General features: G+C 46.1%; 1 rRNA gene. It reads left to right on the plus strand.

What is annotated here, in order from left to right:
* Positions 1 to 164: 164 nt before the first annotated feature.
* A 5S ribosomal RNA gene (gene rrf, locus J3L11_RS19125) occupies positions 165 to 280 on the plus strand.
* The last annotated feature ends 4 nt before the right edge of the window (positions 281 to 284 follow it).

Below are 284 nucleotides of genomic sequence, written 5' to 3' on the forward strand. Positions count from 1 at the left end.
TAAAATGCTCCAAGCATTTAAAGTATTTCCTACATCCTTGTAGGTCACCACATTTTCTAGCACTTCCTCCATCCCTGGAGGTCGTCCCTTGAAAGAATTGCAAGACTTGGTTGAAGTAAGAGAACCACTACTCATGAAAGCAGCTTTCCGAATTAATGAATTTGCTTGGTGACAATAGCATTGTGGTACCACCTGACTCCATCCCGAACTCAGAAGTGAAACACAATCGCGCCGATGGTAGTGTGGGGTCTCCCCATGTGAGAGTAGGTCATCGCCAAGCGCCT

Origin of the sequence: Shewanella sp. 4t3-1-2LB (genome assembly GCF_017368415.1) — a bacterium.
GTDB lineage: Bacteria > Pseudomonadota > Gammaproteobacteria > Enterobacterales > Shewanellaceae > Shewanella > Shewanella fodinae.